At 73.0% G+C, this 13,990-nt stretch carries 14 protein-coding genes; 11 read left to right on the top strand and 3 right to left on the bottom strand.

The genetic code is table 11. The annotated features are described in order from the left end of the window. The first annotated feature begins 3 nt into the window (after positions 1-3). From BLS99_RS22225 to BLS99_RS22190, 9 genes are all read left to right on the top strand, one after another. The gene (locus tag BLS99_RS22225) at positions 4-1,197 is read left to right on the top strand and encodes an alpha/beta fold hydrolase (protein ID WP_091053926.1); all 1,194 of its coding nucleotides are present in this window, start codon (positions 4-6) and stop codon (positions 1,195-1,197) included. A 69-nt stretch (positions 1,198-1,266) separates the two neighbouring features. Further along, entirely contained in the window at positions 1,267-1,743 is a 477-nt protein-coding gene (gene tsaE, locus BLS99_RS22220) for a tRNA (adenosine(37)-N6)-threonylcarbamoyltransferase complex ATPase subunit type 1 TsaE (protein WP_245712371.1), read from the top strand. Next, complete coding sequence (gene tsaB, locus BLS99_RS22215) at positions 1,740-2,393, top strand: tRNA (adenosine(37)-N6)-threonylcarbamoyltransferase complex dimerization subunit type 1 TsaB (protein WP_091053925.1); 654 nt, start codon at positions 1,740-1,742, stop codon at positions 2,391-2,393. Before tsaE ends, tsaB begins: the two co-directional genes overlap by 4 nt. A gap of 47 nt (positions 2,394-2,440) precedes the next feature. Further along, positions 2,441-2,896, top strand: a complete 456-nt coding sequence (rimI, locus tag BLS99_RS22210) for a ribosomal protein S18-alanine N-acetyltransferase (protein ID WP_091053924.1) — start codon at positions 2,441-2,443, stop codon at positions 2,894-2,896. Continuing rightward, positions 2,893-3,951 carry a tRNA (adenosine(37)-N6)-threonylcarbamoyltransferase complex transferase subunit TsaD gene (gene tsaD / locus BLS99_RS22205; protein ID WP_091053923.1) on the top strand — a complete coding sequence of 353 codons (1,059 nt, stop codon included), beginning with the start codon at positions 2,893-2,895 and terminating at the stop codon, positions 3,949-3,951. The genes rimI and tsaD overlap by 4 nt, the downstream gene beginning before the upstream one ends. Positions 3,952-3,991: 40 nt before the next feature. Beyond that, complete coding sequence (locus BLS99_RS22200; RefSeq protein WP_091053922.1) at positions 3,992-4,552, top strand: mycothiol transferase; 561 nt, start codon at positions 3,992-3,994, stop codon at positions 4,550-4,552. A 57-nt stretch (positions 4,553-4,609) separates the two neighbouring features. Then, positions 4,610-5,491 (top strand): hypothetical protein, encoded by an 882-nt coding sequence (locus BLS99_RS25840; RefSeq protein WP_143034910.1) that lies wholly within the window; start codon positions 4,610-4,612, stop codon positions 5,489-5,491. 80 nt (positions 5,492-5,571) lie between these two features. Next, positions 5,572-6,603: an endonuclease/exonuclease/phosphatase family protein gene (locus tag BLS99_RS22195; RefSeq protein WP_143034909.1), complete on the top strand. Its 1,032-nt coding sequence runs from the start codon at positions 5,572-5,574 to the stop codon at positions 6,601-6,603. Between the two features lie 87 nt (positions 6,604-6,690). Beyond that, a complete protein-coding gene (locus BLS99_RS22190) occupies positions 6,691-7,257 on the top strand; it encodes a dihydrofolate reductase family protein (RefSeq protein ID WP_091053920.1) in 567 nt (188 codons plus the stop codon). A 32-nt stretch (positions 7,258-7,289) separates the two neighbouring features. Here BLS99_RS22190 and BLS99_RS22185 read toward each other — a convergent pair whose 3' ends face one another. From BLS99_RS22185 to BLS99_RS22175, 3 genes are all read right to left on the bottom strand, one after another. Then, on the bottom strand, positions 7,290-7,826 hold the full coding sequence (locus BLS99_RS22185) for a GNAT family N-acetyltransferase (RefSeq protein ID WP_091053919.1): 537 nt from the start codon (positions 7,824-7,826) through the stop codon (positions 7,290-7,292). 87 nt (positions 7,827-7,913) lie between these two features. Next, entirely contained in the window at positions 7,914-8,894 is a 981-nt protein-coding gene (locus BLS99_RS22180) for a S66 peptidase family protein (protein ID WP_091053918.1), read from the bottom strand. An 84-nt stretch (positions 8,895-8,978) separates the two neighbouring features. Next, entirely contained in the window at positions 8,979-10,052 is a 1,074-nt protein-coding gene (locus tag BLS99_RS22175; RefSeq protein ID WP_143034908.1) for a hypothetical protein, read from the bottom strand. Between the two features lie 225 nt (positions 10,053-10,277). On the opposite strand from BLS99_RS22175, the gene BLS99_RS22170 reads away from it, so the two are divergent. Further along, positions 10,278-12,551 carry a glycoside hydrolase domain-containing protein gene (locus tag BLS99_RS22170; RefSeq protein ID WP_091053917.1) on the top strand — a complete coding sequence of 758 codons (2,274 nt, stop codon included), beginning with the start codon at positions 10,278-10,280 and terminating at the stop codon, positions 12,549-12,551. Further along, positions 12,548-13,822: a glycosyltransferase gene (locus BLS99_RS22165; protein WP_091053916.1), complete on the top strand. Its 1,275-nt coding sequence runs from the start codon at positions 12,548-12,550 to the stop codon at positions 13,820-13,822. The genes BLS99_RS22170 and BLS99_RS22165 overlap by 4 nt, the downstream gene beginning before the upstream one ends. Positions 13,823-13,990 lie beyond the last annotated feature (168 nt).

The following is a 13,990-nucleotide window of genomic DNA, read 5'->3' as shown; positions in this document are numbered from 1 at the left end:
GCGATGGGCGCAGCGGAGGGCCGCGGTTCGCGGCGGGCGCGGGCCTGGGCGGTCGCGGGCGGGATCACCGGCGGTGTGGCGGTGGGCGCGGCGCTGGCGTACGGGGTGCCGCGGTACGTGGCGCGGCGGACGCGGGCGTCGTCGTCGGATCCGTACGCGCACGAGCCGTTCGAGATGCCGCCGACGAACTCGGTGCGGACGGTGGAGACGCGCGACGGGGCGTCGGTGCACGTGGAGACGGCGGGCCCGGAGGACGCGGACCTGACGGTGGTGCTGGTGCACGGCTACATGCAGGACATGGGGACGTTCTACTTCCAGCGGAAGGCGATCGCGGACGCGGTGCGGGGCGGGCTGCGGCTGCGGGCGGTGCTGTACGACCAGCCGGGCCACGGGCGGTCGAGCGGTCTGGTGCGGACCGAGTACTCGATCGACGATCTGGCGGAGATCCTGTTCGACGTGCTGGAGGAGGCGGCGCCGCGGGGGCCGCTGGTGCTGGTCGGGCATTCGATGGGCGGGATGACGATCATGGCGTTCGCGCGCCTCTACCCGGAGGTGTTCCGGGAGCGGGTGCGGGGCGTGGCGTTCCTGTCGACGAGCGCGGCGGGGCTGGACACGGTGGAGACGAAGGCGATGCGGGCGCTGCGGCGGCTGCGGCGGACGGTGCTGCCGATGCTGCAGCAGGTGGCGGGGTGGACGCCGGATCTGATCGACCGGTCGCGGCTGCTGGCGGGGGACCTGGGGTGGCTGCTGACGCGGAAGGCGGCGTTCCGGTCGCCGAATCCGCCGGGGTCGATCGTGACGCTGGTGGAGCGGATGAACCGGCGGACCTCGATCCAGTCGATCGTGGGGTACGCGCGCGCTATCCTCGACCACGACTCGACGGCGGTGCTGCCGCAGTTCAAGGGGCTGCCGATCCTGGTGGCGGTGGGGGACGACGACCCGTTGACGCCGCCGGGGCACTCGCGGCGGCTGGCGGAGGCGCTGCCGGGGTCGCGATTGGAGCTCATAGCCGAGGCGGGGCATTCGCCGCAGCTGGAGTACCCTGGTGAGATCTCACAACTGTTGTTGGAGATGATCGACAAAGTCGCGGCCGAGATGGGTGAGGGCCCGCAGCGTCCGGAGGCGGTGCCTCCGGGGGCCGGGCAGGTGCGGTACCGCCGCTGGAAGCCGTTCTCGCGGGGCCGCGCGCTCCCCTGACCGGGTGCGGATTTCGGATACGGGCGCCGGCGTGCAGTGGCCGCCGGTGCGGCAGAAGAGGAGTGAGACGTGAGGCTGACGCTCCGGACAGCCGAGGACACGCACGAGTTCGGGCTGCGCCTGGCAGCGGTGCTGCGGGCGGGCGACCTCGTGATCCTCACCGGCCCGCTCGGGGCCGGGAAGACGGCGCTGACGCAGGGCATCGGCGCGGGTCTGGGCGTGGAGGGGCGGATCACCAGCCCCACGTTCGTGATCGCGCGCTCGCACCGCGCCGGGGGCGCGGGGGTGCCTTTGGTGCACGTGGACGCGTACCGGCTGGAGACCTTGGACGAGCTGGACGACCTGGACCTGGACACCGACGTGGACGCGGCGGTGACCGTGGTCGAGTGGGGCGCGGGCCTGGCCGAGCGCCTCGCGGAGTCGCACCTGGAGATCGCGATCGACCGGCGAGCGGACGAGGTCCGCGAGGCGGTGCTGCACGCGCGCGGCGGCGACTGGGCGGCGCGGCTCGCGTCGCTGGGGCTGCCGGTGGGTGCGGCCGCATGAAGGTGCTGGCGCTCGACACGTCCACGTCCGCGGTGCAGGCGGCGCTGGTCGTCGTGGACGGTGCCGCGTTCGACGCGGAGCTGTTCCTGACCGCGTTCCGGCGCGAGGTGGACCCGCGCGGGCATGTGGAGAAGCTGGGGCCGTTCATCGAGGCGTGCCTGGCGGACGCCGGGTGGACCGCGAAGGACGTCGACGCGGTGGTGTCCGGGGTCGGCCCGGGCCCGTTCACGGGCCTGCGGGTCGGGATGGTCACGGCCGCGGCGTTCGCCGACGGCGCGGGCGTCCCGGTGTACGGCGTGTGCTCGCTCGACGGGATCGGCGGGAACACGCGCGGGCGGGCCCTGGTGGCGACCGACGCGCGCCGCAAAGAGGTGTACTGGGCCGTGTACGAGGACGGGCTGCGCGAGGGGGAGCCGCAGGTCGGCAAGCCCGCGGAGCTCCCGGAGACCGGCGCGGACTACGCGATCGGCGAGGGCGCGGCGAAGTACGCGGCCGAGCTGGCGGTGCCCGCCGAGGCCGAGGCGGTGTACCCCGACCTGGTGAAGCTCGTGGAGCTGGCCGCGCCGCGGCTGCTGTCGGGCGCGCCGAGCGAGCAGTTGACGCCGCTGTACCTGCGCCGCCCGGACGCCCAGCCCGCCAGTGGGAAGTGACGGCCGCCGAGGCCGGACCGCGCCCCGGCGTGGTACAGCTTGACGTGATGAACGGTGACTTGAGGATCGAGCGGGTGCGCTGGTGGCACCTGTCCGCGATCGCGCGGATGGAGACCGCGATCTTCGGGCCGGAGGCGTGGAGCGAAGGCGTCCTGTGGTCGGAGCTCGCGGCCGGGCACGACTACCGGGCCGTCCTCGACGGCGCCGACGGGGACCGGATCGCGGGATATGCCGGGACCGCGTTCGGCGACGCGGAGGCGTGGATCAACAACATCGCCGTCGACGCGGCGCACCGGCGGCGCGGGATCGCCGCGATGCTCATGGACGACCTGCTCGCGCGCGCCCGCGCGGGCGGCGCGAAGTCGGTGTTCCTGGAGGTCGCGGTCGACAACGCCCCGGCCCAGCGGCTGTACGACCGGTACGGGTTCTACGGCATCGGCGTGCGCAAGAACTACTACCAGCACACCGGCACCGACGCCGCCGTGATGAGGATGGACCTGTGAAGAACGAACCCTTGGTGATGGGCATCGAGACCTCGTGCGACGAGACCGGTGTCGGGATCGTGCGCGGGCACGAGCTGCTCGCGGACGCGATCGCGTCCTCGGTCGACGAGCACGCGCGCTTCGGCGGCGTGGTCCCCGAGGTCGCCAGCCGCGCCCACCTGGAGGCCATGGTGCCGACGGTGCAGCGCGCCCTGGACGACGCGGGCGTGACCCTCGCCGACCTCGACGGCATCGCCGTCACCGCCGGTCCGGGCCTGGCCGGGGCGCTCATGGTCGGTGTCGGCGCCGCGAAGGCGTACTCGATCGCCACCGGCGTCCCGATCTACGGCGTCAACCACCTGAGCGCGCACATCGCCGTCGACACGCTCGAGAACGGCCCCATCCCCGAACCGGCGATCGGGCTGCTCGTGTCCGGCGGGCACTCCACGATCATGATGGTCGAGGACCTCGCCGGGAAGGTCACGCAGCTCGGCGCGAGCATCGACGACGCCGCGGGCGAGGCGTTCGACAAGGTCGCGCGGCTCCTCGGCCTCCCGTTCCCCGGCGGCCCGTACATCGACCGGGCCGCGAAGGAGGGCGACCGGGCGTACGTCGACTTCCCGCGCGGCCTCTCCGCCGCGAAGGACCAGGAGAAGCACCGCTACGACTTCTCGTTCTCCGGGCTCAAGACCGCCGTCGCCCGCTGGATCGAGGCGCGCCGCGCCGACGGCGAGGACGTGCCCGTCAACGACGTGGCCGCCGCGTTCCAGGAGGCCGTCTGCGACGTGCTCACCAGGAAGGCGATCCTCGCCGCGAAGGAGCACGGCGTCGAGACGGTCCTCCTCGGCGGCGGCGTCGCGGCCAACTCGCGCCTGCGCGCCCTCGCCACCGAGCGCGCCGAGGCCGCGGGCCTGGTCCTGCGCTACCCGCGGCCGAAGCTGTGCACCGACAACGGCGCCATGGTCGCCGCCCTCGGCTCGCACCTCGTCGCCGCGGGCGTCGCGCCCTCGGTGATCGACTTCCCGGCGAACTCGTCGATGGACGTCGAGGTCGTCTCGCTCGCGGACACGCTCTGATCGGCCCCGGTTGTCGGTGCCCGGCGCTACCGTGTCGGGCATGACCGAACCAGTTCCGTGGGAACCGCCCCTCGCGGGCACCGAGTCCGAGCACCTCCTCGCGATGCTCGAACGCCTCCGCACGACCTTCCGGTGGAAGGCCGACGGCCTCGACAGCGCCGGCCTGAACCTGCGCATCGGGGCCTCGAACCTGACCATCGGCGGGCTCCTCAAGCACCTCGCGCGCGTCGAGGACATCACGTTCGCGTGGAAGATGCGCGGTCAGAGCCCCGGCGAGCCGTGGGTGTCCGCGCCTTTGGAGGACACCGACGACTGGGAGTTCACGACCGCCGCCGACGACAGCCCGGAGTACCTGTACGGGCTGTGGGACGCCGCGGTCGCCCGCTCCCGCGACCGCCTCGCCGCCATCGTCGCCGACGGCGGCCTCGACCAGCCCGCGCACTGGGAGTGGCCCGGCCGCGGGCACTTCAGCGTCCGCCGCATCGTCTGCGACCTCATCGAGGAGTACGGCCGCCACACCGGCCACGCCGACCTCCTGCGCGAGGCCGTCGACGGCCGCGTCGGCGAGGACCCGCCCGAAGGATGGCGCCCGAGCTCCTGAACCCGGTCCGCTGCACTCGGTACCGTTGCGGGTCAACCGCACCGGAAGGACACGGCCATGGGACCCGACCCGCGCGCGATCGTCGACGCCCTGCACGACTGGGCCCGGGACACCGACTGGGTCGAGTGGGTCGAGCTCGGCGGGTCCCTCGGCCGCGGCGCCGGCGACGCCTACTCCGACGTCGACGCGGGCATCGGCGTCACGGGCCTTGACGACCACGCTCTCGACGGCCGCGCCCTCCAAGGCGATGCCGCTGACGACCACGACCCTGAAGCTCCTGCCCCTGAAGACGCTGCCCCCGACGACCACGCCTCCGACCATCCCACCCCCACAGGCCCCGACCCGCGCGCGGCCGAGACCCTGGCGGCGATCAGCGCCTTCGCGCCGCTCGCCGCCACGCTGGAGCAGCGGATCGGCGGGCTCCTCCACTTCGTCTGCGTCTACGAGGACGGCCGCCAGCTCTCCCTCGTCCTCTTCGACGCCGCCGCCCGCGCCGGACTCGCCCCCCAGTCCAGGGCCGTCCTCGACAAGACCGGCCGCCTCGCCGCGCCCCTCGACCCCGGGCACTGGACGCCCAGCGGCGACGAGGTGCGCGAATGGACCTTCCTCGCGTGGATCGACCTCGGCGACGCCGCCCGGCACCGCCACCGCGACCACCCGTGGCGGGCCCTGCGCTCCCTCACCGACGCCCGCGACCACCTCTGGAAGCTCCACGCCGCCCGCCTCGGCCTCACCTACCCGGCGTTCGGCGCCGTCACCGTCGAGAACGCCGGCGCCCCGCCCCCGCCCGGCATCGCCGCCACCCACCCGACCGGCCTGGGCCGCAACGAGTTCCACACCGCGCTCACCGCCCTCGCCGGGCTCCTCGACGCCCACACCGGCCCCGACCTGCACGGCCTCGCCGCCGCGATCCGGCCCCGCCTCGACCTCCTCGCCTGAACGACGGGACCACCGGACACCCGGGCCCCGGACACCCGAGCGCCCGGGGACTGTGGACGCCGGCGGCTAGATTCGGGCCCATGACAGAGACGGACACCGCCGCCGCGACCGACGAGCGCCCCCGACCGGGCGAGCGGGCCCGGCGGCCCTGGTGGCGGTCCCGCTGGCTCCGGGCCCTCTCCTGGGCCGGGACCGCCGGCGTCGCCGCGTACACGCTCGTCCGCCTCCTCGGCCTGGAGACCGGCTGGCTCCTGGTCACCACCGTCGCGTTCGTCCCCTACGCCGCGATCGGCGCCCTCGCCGCCGCCGGGATCCAGGCCGCCGTCCGGCACTGGGCCGCGCTCGCCGCCACCGGCGCCTGCGCGCTCGCCCTCGGCGCCGTGCTCCTCCCGCGCGTCGTCGAGGACGCGCCCGCCGAAGCCGCCGGCACCGAGTTCACCGTCATGTCAGTGAACCTCTACGTCGGCCAGACCGACCTCGAACGCGTCGTGGACCTCGTGGAGGAGCACGCGCCCGACCTGCTCAGCGTCCAGGAGCTCACCCCCGGCGCCGCCGACCGCCTCGCCGAACTCGGCCTCGGCGACCTGCTCCCCCACTCGATCCTCGAACCCGACGACCTCGCCGTCGGCACCGGACTGTACGCCGCGCACCCGATCGAGCGCATCGACACCGTCGGGCGCGAGGGGATCTTCTACCAGATCGGCGCCGAGGTCGACCTCGGCGGCGAGGCCGTCCGGTTCATGGCCGTGCACACCGCCGCCCCCGCCTCCCGCGAGCGCATCCCCTTGTGGGAGGAGGACTTCGCGGACATGCCGCGCCCCGACGGCGGCGCCCCGTGGATCCTCGCCGGCGACTTCAACGCCACCCTCGACCACGACAACATGCGCGGCCTCCTCGCCGACGGGTACACCGACGCCGCCGAAGCGCTCGGCGAGGGCCTGACCCCCACCTGGCAGCCCACGAGCGACGGGTACTTCGGGTTCGTGAAGATCCCGCCCGTCACCCTCGACCACGTCCTCGCCGAGGACGGCGTCGCCGTCCTCGACTGGGAGGTCCTGGGGAAGGGCGGCAGCGACCACGCCCCGGTCCTCGCCCGGCTGCAACTCCCTTAAGGAGATTTCAGGTTCGCGATGAATACTGTCGGGGGCCGTCGTCATAGTGGGGGAGAGCCCGACACCACCGAACCGAAAGGCACGCACATGCGCCAGCTCATCGTCACCGCGTTCGTCTCCCTCGACGGCGTCATGGAGGCCCCCGGCGGCGAGGCCGGGTACCGCAACACCGGCTGGACCTTCAAGGACATCGAGTTCGTCCCCGAGGCGTACGCGCTCAAGGGCGCCGAGCAGGAGGAGGCCGGGGCGCTGCTGCTCGGGCGCCGCTCCTACGAGGCGTTCGCGCCGGTGTGGCCCTCCATGACCGAGGAGTTCGCGGGCTACAACTCGATGCCCCGCTACGTCGTCTCCACCACCCTGAAGGAGGAGGACGAGCGCTGGCCCGCCACGATCCTGCGCTCGGTCGACGACGTCGCCGCGCTCAAGGAGGGCGAGGGCAAGCCGATCATCGTGAACGGCTCCGGCACCCTCGGCCAGAGCCTCGCCGACGCGGGCCTGGTCGACCGCTACAACCTGCTGGTGTTCCCCAAGCTCCTCGGCGCCGGCAAGCGCCTGTTCTCCGCGGCCGACCAGGACGCCGTGAAACTCGAGCTCGTCGAGCACGAGGCGTACGCGAACGGCATCCAGAAGCAGGTCTTCGACGTCGTCCGCTAGCGCCGGCCGGGCCGGACCCGTTCCGGCCCGGTTCAGGCCGCCGCGGCGTCCTTCTGGAGCGTCAGCCGCGCGCACGGGAACGACGCGCCGCCGAGTTCGACGGTCTTGCGCGCGCCGTCGGCCGCGAAGCCGTACCGCTCGTAGAAGCGGCGGCTGACCTCGCTGCCCTCCATCATCCACACCCGGACCGGCGTCAGGCCCTCCTCGGTCAGCCACCGCACGCCCTCGTTCATGAGGGCGCGGCCGGCGCCGCGGCTCCAGTGGTCGGGGTGGACGTAGATCGACAGCACCTCGCCGGGGACGCCGGGCCCGGCGTCCTCCTCGGCCGCCTCGTCGCGGTCCCAGGCGAACACGGCGAACCCGATCACGTACGGGCCCTTCTCCGCCACGAGTGCCAGTTCGAGCGGCCGCTTCTGCGCGAGGTGCCGCACGTACCGCTCGGACGCCTCCTCGGGCAGCCCGGCGAGCACGTCGGCGTCGACCAGGCCGGCGTAGGCCGCGCGCCAGGACGCGGTGCGGACCTGGACCATCTCGTCTGCGTCTGCGGGGGTGGCCGTTCGGATCTTCATGTCTACCAACCGTGCCCGAAGGTCCACAAGAAAGCAACCACTCCGGCGGCCGGAATTGCGACAGCAACCCGTTCGTGCAAGAAGTGTCTAGGCGACGGGCGACTCCAGCAGCCGCAGCTCGCGCGACGTGGCGTCCACCGCGGCCAGGGTGCCGATCGGCATCGGCAGATTGGGACCGGTATGTCCGAAGTCGACTCCGGCGAGGATCGGGAAACCGTAGTCGGCGGCGACGTCGAGCACCACGTCCCGCACCGAGACCGGCCCGAACGGGGCGTCGGCGGGGATGGCGACGTCGAGCGGGATGCCGACGACCATCGCGCCGATGCGGTCGAACACCCCGGACATGCGCAGCACGTGGAGCTGGTTCCACACGTGGCCGAGGTTGCGGCCCACGTCCTCCCAGAAGAACACCGCGCCGTCCCAGGTCTCGGGCGCGAGCGCGTACGGCGACGCCTGCACGTTGAGGAGCCGGTCGAGCAGGCCGCCGACGAGCCGTCCGGTCGCCCGGCCCGGCCGCCATGTCTCCCAGGTGTTCTCGGCCGGGAGCGACACCTCGGTGACGGCGCCGGTGAGCAGGCCGGCGAGGAGGCCGCGGACCACAAGGTGGCGCTCGGGCGTCGCGTCCTCCCAGAAGCGGCCGCTCAGGCCGGGGGCGAAGTCGGCGTGCATGCCGACCAGGCCGGTCCGCGAGTGGAGGGCGAGGTGGAGGGCGGTGATGTCGCTGAAGCCCAGGAGCGGCTTGGGGTCGCGGCGCACGGCGTCGTAGTCGATGCGGTCGAGGTAGGCGGTGGTGGCGTTGCCGCCGGAGAACGGGAGGATCGCGCGCACCTCGGGGTCGCCCAGGAGCCCGTTCAGCTCGGCGGCCTGGACCTCGGGCGGGGCGGCGCGCCAGAAGTGGTGCGCGGCCTCCTCGACCAGGGGCGTGCGGCGGACGGCGAACCCCAGGTCCTCCAGGACCGCGGTCGCGGCGTCGAGCTGGTCGCGGCGGTGGGGCATGCGCGGCCCGGAGGGGGCCGCGATCGCGATGGTGTCGCCGGGGCTGAGGCGCTTGGGTCGCAAGGGTTCCATGTGGCTGCTGCTTCCAGGAGACGGGTCCGGGCCGGGACCAGCCTACGGCGGTCCCGGCCTGGGTGCAATTCCTGGTCGCAAGCGTTATCCGAGTGCGGGGTGCGCCGCCGCTGCGGTCCCGGCGGCCCTGCGGGCTCTCGCGACCGTGACCGCGATCCCGGCGGCGGCGAGGAGCACCGAGGCCGCGTAGGCGGCGATCGAGGCGGCGTCGGGGGCGGCGAAGGACTGGCCGCGCACGGCCTGCCAGCCGGCGGTCGCGAAGACCCCGAGGTACCCGGCGGCGCTCCAGCGGACCACGGCGGCGCGGACCCGGTCGTCGCGCAGCCACACCCGGCGGGCCGCCAGGAACCCGAGGAGCATGGCGAGGCCGATGAGGACCTGGATGCCGTGCAGGCCGATGAAGTGCGCGACCCGCATGTCGCCGCCGGTGGTCGACCAGCCGGTGAGGAACATGCCGTTGCCGTCGAGGTCGCCCACGCCGTGCCCGGCGTTCAGGGGGATCTCGTTCCCGTCGGCGTCCAACTGGGTGCGCTGGCCCTGGCCGCCGACGGTGACGATGAAGAACGCGGCGAACATGCCCAGGCTCGACAGGAGCAGGCCCCAGCGGATCACGGCGGTCACGGCGCGGTCGCCGATGCGTTGGAACAGGACCAGCACCGCGATGGCGGCGTTCGCGAGGAACATGACCGGCACGAACTGGAACGCCATCTGCACGACCTGGTTGAACGCGTCGTCCGAGGCGTTGAAGTGGCTGTAGGTGCCCATCGCGGCGGCGGCCACGATGACGCCGACCTCGGCGGCGCTGATCACCGCGAAGACGGTGCCGAAGACCCAGCCGGTGCGCCGCAGCCTCGTCATGTGCGACAGGAGCCAGGCGAGGCTGAGGCAGTAGGTGAAGAAGGAGAAGCCGAACTTGAACGACTTGATCCAGACGCTCTCGCCGAGGATCTGGCGGTCGTCGAACGGGATCGCCGCCAGCGACAGGACGGCGACCGCGCCGCAGGCGATCCCGAGCACCAGCAGCGGCCGGTGCCAGCGGCGGCCCCCATGCGTGAGGGCGAGGCCGGCGTCGCCGGCGAGGTCGGCGGCGCGCCCGACCGCGGAGGTCCGCGCGGAGTGCCGGGGGCGATGGGGCGTGATGACGGGGGCAGTGCTCATGTGAAGAACGGTATTTTCATTCGCGCCCTGACGCATTGACGCTCACCGCCCGAAACGGGGTGGGGCCTGCCGTACCAAGCCCGCACCGCGGGCGACCGCCGCGACTGCGCCGGCCGGGCCGCGAAAGCGGCCGAAGTGTGCATTCTGGACGGCCGGGCCCGGGATTCTAGGCGAAGTCCCTGTGAACGCTTGCGCGTTCATCCGGCTGTAACGAGGATGTGACGAATGAGCTCTAATCTCAGTCGCATCTTGGACAGCGTGGACCCCTTCATCGGCACGGCCGCCACCGACCTGCCCGCGGCGCAGGGGCTGGCCGCCTCCTGGTGGTGGCCGAAGGCCCAGGTCGGGAACACCCACCCGGGCGCGTGCTACCCGCTCGGGATGGTCTCGGCGTGCGCGTGCTCCGGCGCCTACCCCACCGGCTACGGCCTCTACGGGATCTCCACCGAGGGCGCCCCCACCCGCATGTACGACGACTACCTCGCCAGCGGCTTCACCCACTTCCAGCAGTCGGGCACCGGCGCGATCCGCAAGTACTACAACTACTTCCGCGTCACCCCCATGATCGAGCCGCTCGACTCGCTCGGGAACCGGTGGCGGCTGCGCGACGAGGAGGCGTCGCCCGGGTACTACGCCGCGACCCTGGAGAACGGGATCCGCTGCGAGCTCACCGTCGGCGCGAAGACCGCCGTCCACCGGTACACGTTCCCCGAGTCCTCCTCCTCCCGCGTGGTCCTCGACTTCTCCTACGGCGGCCTCGCGATCGAGCACGGGACCACGGTCCCGCTCCGCGCCGGGATCGAGAGCCTGGGCCAGGGCAGCGCGCAGGGCACCGTCGTCATGGAGGGCATCCCGCTCTCGGTCTACCTCGACACCGACGCGCCCGGGTGGCGCCAGCTCGTGTGGTACGACCGGCGCCGCGTCGACGGCGGCACCCGCCTGGACTTCGACTACATCCGCCGCACCACCCTGCGCCCCTTCGGACTCATGTTCATGGGCCCCACCAGGGCCGGCCAGGTCGTGGAGATCCGCATGGGCTTCTCCATGCGCGGCACCGAGCAGGCCCGCCGGAACCTGGAGCAGGCCCTCCCCGGCGAGGCCGGGTTCGACCAGGCGCTCGCCGACACCCGCGAGGCGTGGTCGGACTACTTCTCGCAGGTCGAGGTCCAGGGCGGCACGCCCGAGCGGCGGCAGGTGTTCGCGACGAGCCTCTACCACTCGCTCATCAAGCCCTGCTTCGCCCAGGACGAGAGCCCGTTCTGGCCCTCCAAGGGCCCCTTCGTGTTCGACATCGCGACCATGTGGGACATGTACAAGACCCAGTTCCCGCTGCTCACGGCCCTGAACCCGGCGAAGGGCGCCGACATGCTGGAGGCGATCGTGCGGATCGCCGAGGAGGAGGGGAACCTCCCGATCGGCTACCGGATGGCCCGCGGCTCGGACCGGTTCTTCCGGCAGGCGTCGGCGCTCGCGCACACCGTGCTCGCGGACGGGTTCCAGCTCGGACTCGAAGGGCCCGAATGGGACTGGGCGCTCGTCCACATGCAGGACGACCTGCGCCGCGGCTACGGCGAGGACTTCACCGAGCGCGGCGTCGTCCACCCGATCAGCCACACCCTCGACCTCGCCACCGGCTACTGGTGCACCGCGATCGTCGCCCGGGGCCTGGGCGACCTCAAGCTCGCCGACGAGCTGGAGGCGAAGGCCCGCAACTGGATCAACGCGTTCGGCCCCGACGGGCTGCTGCGCGACTCCTCCTTCTACGAGGGCGGGCGCTGGAACTACTCGTTCCGGCTCCTGTACGACATGGCCGCCCGCATCGACCTCGCGGGCGGCGACAAGGAGTTCACCGCGATCCTCGACCGGTTCTTCGGGTTCGGCGCCGACCCGGTCGTGCAGCTCGGGACGCCCCCGTTCGGCACCGAGTTCGCGATCGGCCTCGACCTCGACCGGTTCGAGGGCCTGAACAACGAGCCCGACATGGAGGCCCCCTGGGCCTACCACTACGCGGGCCGGCCCGACCGCACCGCCGAGGTCGTCCACGCCGCGCTGACGTACCAGTTCGGGACCGGGCGCGGCGGGCTCGTCGGGAACGACGACTCCGGGGCCCTGTCCTCGTGGTACGTGTGGGCGTCGCTGGGGCTGTTCCCCGTCGCCGGCCAGAACCTGTTCCTCGTCAACGCGCCCGCGTTCGCCGAAGCGCGACTGCGCTTCGGCGGCAACGACTTCGAGGTGGTCACGACCGGCCACACCGAGTCGGGGATCGGCGAGGACGCCCGCGGCGCCGCCCCGCGGTACGTCCAGTCCGCCCGCTTCGACGGGAAGCCCCTGGACCGGAGCTTCATCACCGGCACGCAGCTGCACGGCGGCGGGCGGCTGGAGATCGAGCTCGGCGCGCACCCCTCCGACTGGGCGACGCAGACGCGCCCGCCGTCCGCCTCCGACCGCACCGACCACGCTCGGGACGCGGGGGCCCGCTTCCAGGAGTTCCTACCGTGACCGAGCAGTCCCGCCGCCTGATCATCGTCGTCCGCGCCGACCCCGTCATCTGCGGCCACGCCACCGAGGCCCGCGGCCTCGCGGAGGTCGCGCTCACGCGCGGCTTCGACGACGTGCGCATCGTGACGTGGCCGATCGAGGCGCTCCAGGCGGCGGGGCTGCCGCTCAAACCGCTCGACGAGCTCCTGCCGTACTCGGCGGGGATCACCGTCGAGCGGCCCGGGCCGGTCGGGGACTACCGGGTCCCCGACGGCCGCCACCTCCTCGGCCTCACCGGCCGCCTCGTCGAGCTGTTCACCGGGGGCGTGCCGGTCGTGTGCATGTCGATGTACCTGTCCCCGCACGCGAACGCGGTCGTCGACGCGCTCCGGACGGTGCGCGCCGCGGGCATGGACGCGGACGTCACCACGATCGCGGAGGCGGTCGGCTCCGACATCACCAACGTGGTGCGCGGGTGCCTCGCGCGCGGCGAGCTCGGGGCCGCGGCCGCGCTGTTCACCACGTACCTCGCGAACGACCGGTGCGTCGCGGTGTCGCAGTACACGAAGGACCTCATCGTCGAGGAGGCCGCGCAGGTCGACCGCGCCTGCGGGACGTCCTTCGCCGCCGCGGTCGACGCGCGCGTCCAGGTGTCCTACCCGGCCGTCGACGCCGGGCTGTACACCGGCATCGACCCGGCGGCGGTCGACGCGGCCCTCGCCGCGCGCGGCCTCGAACGCGACAAGTACGTCCTGTTCCTCTCGCGCGTGGCCGCCGCGAAGGGCGCCGACGACCTCATCGCCGCCCACCGCGACTCGCTCGCCTACAAGACCCACCGGCTCGTCATCGCCGGGACCGGCCCGGCGCTGGCCGAGACGAAGGTGTTCGCCGAGGGCGACGAGCGGGTCCTGTTCCTCTCCGACGTGTCGGACGACGAGAAGCCGCTGCTCATGAACGGCTGCGCCGCATACGCACTGCCGTCCAAGCCGCGCCCGGAGTTCGTCGAGACCTTCGGGATCGCCCTGGTGGAGAAGATGCTCGCCGGCGGCGGCCCCGTCATCACCACCCGCACCGGCGGCATCCCCGAGGCCGTGGGCGAGCACGCCATCGAGGTCGCGCCCGCCGACCGCGCGGCCCTCGCCGACGCGATCGACCTCGCTGTGTCGATGGACCCCGCCGAGCGCGCCGACCGGGCCGCCCGCGCCCGCGCGTACGCGATGCGCTTCGACCGCGCGGCCGTCTTCGACAACCTCTTCGCCGGCCTCGCCGACGTCCCCGCCCCGGTCGCGTAACCATCTGAGCTGCGAGAACACCGGTCGAGAAAAAAGATCCGGGAAACCTCCCGATCCGGGGCAACCTTCGGGGCGGGCGCGGCAACTGGTAGACGGTGCGGCAACCCGGCTCCGCCGCACCGCACATCTACCGGAGGGACGGGCTGCGATGTCCTCAGAGACTTTCCC

The organism is Glycomyces sambucus, assembly GCF_900102815.1.
Classification (GTDB): domain Bacteria; phylum Actinomycetota; class Actinomycetes; order Mycobacteriales; family Micromonosporaceae; genus Glycomyces; species Glycomyces sambucus.
Note: the sequence above shows the minus strand (reverse complement) of the source record. Positions and strands in the feature narration are given on the sequence as shown.

Coding starts and splice junctions, on each gene's coding strand:
- BLS99_RS22225 (WP_091053926.1), top strand. CDS start 4: ATGGGCGCAGCGGAGGGCCGCGGTTCGCGGCGGGCGCGGGCCTGGGCG.
- tsaB (WP_091053925.1), top strand. CDS start 1,740: ATGAAGGTGCTGGCGCTCGACACGTCCACGTCCGCGGTGCAGGCGGCG.
- rimI (WP_091053924.1), top strand. CDS start 2,441: ATGAACGGTGACTTGAGGATCGAGCGGGTGCGCTGGTGGCACCTGTCC.
- BLS99_RS22200 (WP_091053922.1), top strand. CDS start 3,992: ATGACCGAACCAGTTCCGTGGGAACCGCCCCTCGCGGGCACCGAGTCC.
- BLS99_RS25840 (WP_143034910.1), top strand. CDS start 4,610: ATGGGACCCGACCCGCGCGCGATCGTCGACGCCCTGCACGACTGGGCC.
- BLS99_RS22195 (WP_143034909.1), top strand. CDS start 5,572: ATGACAGAGACGGACACCGCCGCCGCGACCGACGAGCGCCCCCGACCG.
- BLS99_RS22190 (WP_091053920.1), top strand. CDS start 6,691: ATGCGCCAGCTCATCGTCACCGCGTTCGTCTCCCTCGACGGCGTCATG.
- BLS99_RS22185 (WP_091053919.1), bottom strand. CDS start 7,826: ATGAAGATCCGAACGGCCACCCCCGCAGACGCAGACGAGATGGTCCAG.
- BLS99_RS22180 (WP_091053918.1), bottom strand. CDS start 8,894: ATGGAACCCTTGCGACCCAAGCGCCTCAGCCCCGGCGACACCATCGCG.
- BLS99_RS22175 (WP_143034908.1), bottom strand. CDS start 10,052: ATGAGCACTGCCCCCGTCATCACGCCCCATCGCCCCCGGCACTCCGCG.
- BLS99_RS22170 (WP_091053917.1), top strand. CDS start 10,278: ATGAGCTCTAATCTCAGTCGCATCTTGGACAGCGTGGACCCCTTCATC.